A 6992-nucleotide genomic window follows, 5' to 3' on the forward strand; every position below is an offset into this window, starting at 1 on the left:
ATTCTCAAAAGAGAACTTTGGCGTAAAAATACACAAAACAATACAGATTGCCCCCGCTTTGCACTATTCATGAAGCACTCTTTAAAAGAACTTCATGAACCTCTAACAAGTCCACTCAAAACAGCCACTGCCCTATGACGCTTTTAACAAAAGCACATGCCTCTGTAACCAAAAAAGTGACACTAGAAAAACTGCTTTATTTTAACTGCTGAAGATCTCTCCCCCACATTTATATGAAAAGACCTTTAACCAAAACTGTTTAGCCCGTCAATGGTTAATACATCAATATCCCCAGTTTAATGCTACAATGTATTTATCAATAATTAGAGATAAATTCACTCTCCAGCTCCTCTAAGCCACTCAACACGCATATAAACGAGACATCATGCTATCAAGCACATCCTATCGTCAAAAACCATCATAGCAAACAATAAGAAATCTCTTTGAGAGCCTTTCAAGACAATTACGCAAAACTCTTTTTCCTGCCTTTGCTCGCCAAATTTGGCGAGCAAACAAAGTCTTGATTTTCTAATAAGTTATATTTAATGGCATTTTCATCAAAGAACTTTTCTCCAAAGACAATGATCTGAGTGATCTGAACAGAAGAGTTTTGTCTAGAGTTGTCAGTCTTGTCAGTGTTGTCAGTTCTTTTTAGAGCCTATATCATTTTTTTCAAATGAGAGAAAATTAAAATCATTATATTTCAATATGTTAGTATTTTAACGATACAACCTATATCGACAATACAACCTTAAATACAATCCATAATATATATTTGTCAGTTTGTGTCAGTAAATTGAACTGACAAAATAGACTATTTGAGTGACTCATAAAACCTATCAAAATAATCATTATGATATTTTAAAAGCACATGCTTCATTTGTCTTGATTAACCCGTGAAACGAATAGCAAATTTCACTAGTTTGCTGATCTGATCTCTCTCATAGGCTGTGGATAAACAGCATTAAAAAAAACTTTTTGAAAAAATTTATCCGCTTTTTAGCATTTTCCGAATTTTTCACACTATTCATTCAAAATGGATTTAATAAGCTTCATTTTGATTCTTTTGAAGAGAATTAATCAATAGAATATATTGTCATGGAGTTTATTCTTTATGCTTCGCCCTCATCATTCTGATCATGAACATGTCTCTTTACGCTCTCTCTTAGAATATTATCGTCAACAAGCAAAATCACCTCGTGAATTGGGAACATTGTTTGAAAATCTTGTCATGGCTTATCTTATGCATGACCCTCTCCATTTTGGACGATATGAAACGGTTGAGAGCTATTATGAATGGGCAACAGAGCGTGAAGGTTGGAATAAAAATGATATCGGTATTGATCTGGTGGCAAAGCTTCGCAATCAAGAGGGATATGTGGCTATTCAATGTAAGTTTTATAAAGCTGACCATCAGATCAGTAAAAAAGATATTGATAGCTTTATCGCTGCCTCTGGAAAAGACATCTTTAAATATCGCCTTCTCGTTGATACCACGGAAGTGGAATTAAGTGACAATGTGAATGCCATGATTAAAGGACAAGCGATACCCGTTTATCGTATTGACCTTCGTCATATGGAAAACAGTCGGATAGATTGGCAAATATTTGCAACAAAACAAGAAGTTCTTCTGAAATCAACAAAAGAGCCTCGTCCCCATCAAGAAGAAGCCATCAAGAAAGTCTGTGAAGGGTTAAAAGAAGCAGATCGTGGCAAGCTGATTATGGCATGTGGAACGGGGAAGACTTTCACAAGCCTTAAGATAGCAGAAACCATAGCAGGAAAAGGCAAGCGTGTGTTGTTTCTGGTGCCTTCTCTTGCTTTAGTCTCGCAAACGATCCGTGAATGGACAGCCGATGCACAAGTGCCCTTGCGTTCTTTTGCCGTGTGTTCGGATACAAAAGTAGGCAAGCGTCGTAAAAACCAAGATGATATTGTTGGCATGGAAACATCAGATCTTGTTCTCCCTGCTACAACAGATGCGAAAGCCCTTGCCAAAGAAGCTTGTGAAAACCTAGCAGATGCAATGACGGTCATCTTTTCAACCTATCATTCTATCCAAGTGATTTCGGATGCACAAAATACCCATGGGTTACCTGAATTTGATCTGATCATTTGTGATGAAGCCCATAGAACAACTGGTGTTGTGTTGGGAACAGAAAAGCATGAATCTGAATTTATCAAGGTTCATGACAATAGCATTATTCGAGGCAAAAAACGCCTCTACATGACAGCAACCCCAAAGATCTTTAGTGACAAGCTGAAAAGGAATGCTTTCTTATCCAATAACGTTTTGGTGTCCATGGATAATGAAAAACTCTATGGCAAACAACTTTACACTTACAACTTTTCACGTGCTTTAGAGGATAAGCTGTTATCACCTTGTAAAGTTATCATATTAGTTGTCAACGAAGAAGAAGTAAGTCAATCCATTCAACATCTGATTACCGATAAGAATTATGAACTTATTCTCGATGATAGGACCAAGATTAATGGCTGTTATAGAGCCCTTACCAAAATGGATCTGAAACTTGATCTTGAAGATGACCCCAAGCCCATGCGTAGAGCTTTAGCTTTTTGCAAAGATATTGATACTTCTAAACGCATATGCAAAAGATTCAAAAAAGAAAAAGTGCAAGAATCTTTACGCGCTCTTCATAAAAACTATAAAGATACTCCTCCTCTTAACTGTACCCTTGCCCATATTGATGGAACCTTTAGTGCTAAAGAGCGTACAAAACAACTTGAATGGTTAAAGGAAGATGCGGGGGAAAATACTTGTCGTGTACTTACCAATGTACGCTGTCTTTCTGAAGGTGTTGATGTACCCGCTCTTGATGCTGTTCTATTTTTACACCCGCGCAAAAGTCAAATTGAGATTATTCAAGCAATAGGACGTGTAATGCGTCGAGCAGAGGGTAAAAAAAGAGGCTATATCATTCTACCCGTTGGGATACCCGCTGATATTCCGCCGGAAATAGCCTTAGAAAACAACCAAAAGTATAATGTCATCTGGCAAGTTCTCAATGCTTTACGTGCTCATGATGATAACTTTAATAAAATAATTCACCATATGCACAAAAAACAAGACGTAAGCGATGCTCTTGAAATTGTTGCTGCTTCTCAAGAACTTGCGTTAGAAGATACGACCACGGTTATTGATGATTTACCTATACGCTCAAAATTAGAGTATTCAGGACTTAATATTGGGTTAGCAACTTATGAATCCTCTCACACATGTGAAGAACAAGGAGAACTCCCCCTTTTTTCTAAATGTAAAGATGTCATTAAAGCTGCTATTGTTAATAGATTTTACGACCCTAGCTATTGGAAAAAATGGGCAATAAATGTTGGTGATCTTGCTCAAACTCATATCACACGCTTAACTGAGGTTTTGACGAAATCAGAAACTGAAACACGGCGTGTGTTTAATGATTTTATGACCGAATTACGTAGTAATTTAAATACAACTATCTCCGAACAAAATGCGATTGAAATGCTTGCGCAACATCTTGTGACGCGTCCAGTCTTTAATGCTTTATTTGAGGGGCATCAGTTTGTTCAAGAGAATCCCGTATCTTGTGCTTTACAACGTGTACTCAATGTCCTTGATAAAGTTACCCCTAAAGAAGAATCTCAAGATCTCAAAAATATTTCTAAGAGTGTACAATTTTACACGCGTGGAATTACCACTCTTGAAGCACAACAAAGTTTAATTGTAGAGCTTTATAATGAATTTTTCCGTTATGCTTTTCCGCGTACAGTAGAAAAATTAGGCATTGTTTATACTCCCATTGAGGTTGTTGATTTTATCATTCATTCTGTTGATGATGTGTTGCGTCATGAATTTGGAAAAAGTCTAGGATCACGTGGTGTTTCTATTCTTGACCCTTTTACGGGTACTGGGACCTTTATCACACGGCTATTACAATCCAATCTCATCAAACCAGAGGATATGGAATATAAATACCGTTATGATATCCACGCAAATGAGATTGTCTTGCTAGCCTATTACATAGCAGCCATTAATATCGAAGCAACCTATCATGGTCTTATGAAAGGAAATTATATCCCTTTCAAGCATATTGGTTTGACTGATACGTTTCGAATGATTGAAAAACAAGATCTTATGGAAGGTATACTCAAAGAAAACAGTGAATATTTGGAACATCAGAAAAATTTGACTATCGAAGTTATCTTCGGCAACCCGCCTTATTCAACTGGTCAAAAAAGTGCTAATGATAATGCGAAGAATACCCCTTATCCCATATTAGATAATCGTATCAGTGAAACTTATGCTGCTCAATCTGAATCAATCAATATGCAAGCACTTTATGATAGCTATATACGAGCAATTCGATGGGCTAGTGACCGTATAAAAGATTGTGGTATTATTGGTTTTGTGACAAACGCAGGGTTTATTAATGCATGTTCTTTAAATGGTTTAAGAAAATGCCTCGTTAAGGAATTTAGCAGCCTTTATATTTTCCATTTACGGGGTAATCAACGAACCTCTGGAGAACTTTCGCGAAAAGAAGGTGGTAAGATTTTTGGTTCTGGATCACGGGCTCCCATAGCTATCTCTATTCTCATAAAAAATCCAGAATCTCAACAGCGTGGGAAAATATATTTCCGTGATATTGGAGATTATCTCACAAGAGAAAAAAAGCTTAAGACAATTAAAAAATTTGGTAGCATTGATGGTATTACACAGAGCAAACAAGGTTGGCAAATAATTATACCGGATAAGCATAATGATTGGCTTGGTCAACGTGATGACAGTTTCAAGACATTCCTAGCTTTAGGTGATAAGAAACCTCATAGTAAAAAACTGTTTGAGATTTATTCTTGTGGTCTAAAAACCAATCGTGATGCTTGGGCATACAATGCAAGCAATGAAACTCTCGCGAAGAATATGAGTAATATGATTACTTTCTACAATAGTGAAGTGGAGCGTTTTAATGGTGTTTATACACATGATAACGGTAAAACACGTACTAAAACTGTAGATAATTTTGTTAATGCCGATGAAAGCAAAATTAGTTGGAGTATTAATCTTAAGAAACATTTAACTAAAGGAAAGATTTTTGAATTTGAAGATACATGCCTTATTCAAAGCCTATATCGTCCTTTTACACAACAATGGCTCTATTACAATCGTGCCTTTAATGAAATGGTTGCCCAAATTCCATGTATATTTCCAATGGGGCAAGCGGTTGAAAATAGAGTGATACAAATTACAGGTACCGGAGCAATGAAAGATTTTTCTGTCATTATGACTAAGAATGTGCCTGAATTTCAAGTGATGGAGAATAGTCAATGCTTTCCAAGATATATCTATGAAGATGCTACGGTTTCAAAAAATAAAAGTGAGAAACAATCTCATTTATTTTTAATTTCTACAGAAGAAAACACAACAGCTGGTTTACAGAGGCGTGATGCTATTACTGATGAAGGGCTAGCACATTTTAAAGCCGCTTATCCTAATGAAAGCATAACAAAAGATGATCTGTTTTATTATGTTTATGGTTTACTTCATTCAGAAGATTACCGTACTCGCTATGCTGATAACCTCTCTAAAGAATTGCCTCGCATTCCTTGTGTAAAAAGCGCTGAAGATTTTTGGAAATTTGTTAACGCAGGGCGTGAACTCGGTCATTTGCATGTAAACTATGAAGATGTGGAACCTTATCCCGTGACCTTTAAAAAGGGTAATCCAAAACAGACTGATATATCTAATCCAGAAAAGTTTTATTATGTGACTGAAATGAAATTCGCTGGAAATAGTAAAATAAAGGATAAGTCTACTGTTTTTTACAACAGCAATATCACAATAACAAACATTCCTTTTGAAGCTTATGAGTATATCATTAATGGCAAGCCTGCTCTTGAATGGGTTATGGGGCGTCAATGTGTAAAGACAGATAAAAAGAGTGGCATTGTGAATGATGCCAATCACTATGCTGTTGAAACCGTTGGCAACCCTGCTTATCCATTAGAGTTGTTTCAAAGGGTTATTACCGTAAGTTTAGAGACAATGAAAATCGTTAAGAACCTACCAAAACTAGAAATTAGAGAAACTGAATAACTTAAAAGCGTGCTCACATAATGGGTATGATAAACTCACAACGGGTATAAGGTTTTATACCTATAGGTTCTATGCCCCTTTTATAAATTGCTTACATATAATCTTTAAAAGAATATTTTATATGCGTTATCATAAAAGATAAGGCTTTGCACTTTTTAACACTGTACTTTGGATTGCTTTAAGATTTTTAATAAATCCCATCTTAAAGTGAATACGCTTCTTTTACATTGCCTTTAAAAGATTATACCGTAATCTAAAATGATAGCTTTATTGTTATCAGAAGCTTTGTTTAAAGAGAGTTATGTATATTCATTTTCTTATATTACTTATAGGTTTTGAATGTTTCTCAAACCCCCAAAACACCTACAAAACCCTCTTAAATATATATTAAAGATTGTATTTATGTTTTGTGTTTAATATAGGTTGTTTATTTGAAAGATTAACTTATTGAAATATAATGACTTTTATTTTTTATTGAAAAATATGTAAAGGGGGGAGCGTAAAAAGCACCTCCAAAACCCCCTAAACCTCCAAAACTCATAACCATAATGGTCTTGATAGCATCTATTATGAGTTATAAACTATCTTTTGAAAGGCTTAAAGGATCATATGCTTTTCATAAAGCACATTTTAATCATTTACTAAAATCACAAGATTCGTCTGTTAAATAAACTGACATAACCGATAAAATAGACAAAAGCCCATTAAAAGAGATTTTGATAATCTATGAAATAATAGGTTATTTCCTTTAAATCTTGCACCAAAACCATGATCAGAGCCATACCACTGTTGAGTTTTTCAACTAGTGATCAAGACTTTGGAGCGCGTCTTATTTTCTAAATTTCTGAAATCTTTTTGATATTTTTTAGGTGCTATTTCTTGTCTTTTTTTCCGATAAAATTGA

The 6992-nt window shown here is 35.3% G+C and carries 1 protein-coding gene; it reads left to right on the forward strand.

Going from position 1 to position 6992, the window contains the following annotated elements; all coding sequences use genetic code 11:
* Positions 1-1114 precede the first annotated feature (1114 nt).
* On the forward strand, positions 1115-6088 hold the full coding sequence (locus ACFIJK_RS08450; protein WP_375627487.1) for a DEAD/DEAH box helicase: 4974 nt from the start codon (positions 1115-1117) through the stop codon (positions 6086-6088).
* Positions 6089-6992: the final 904 nt, after the last annotated feature.

Origin of the sequence: Bartonella sp. PS17NMGDW (genome assembly GCF_042193555.1) — a bacterium.
Classification (GTDB): Bacteria; Pseudomonadota; Alphaproteobacteria; order Rhizobiales; family Rhizobiaceae; genus Bartonella; species Bartonella grahamii.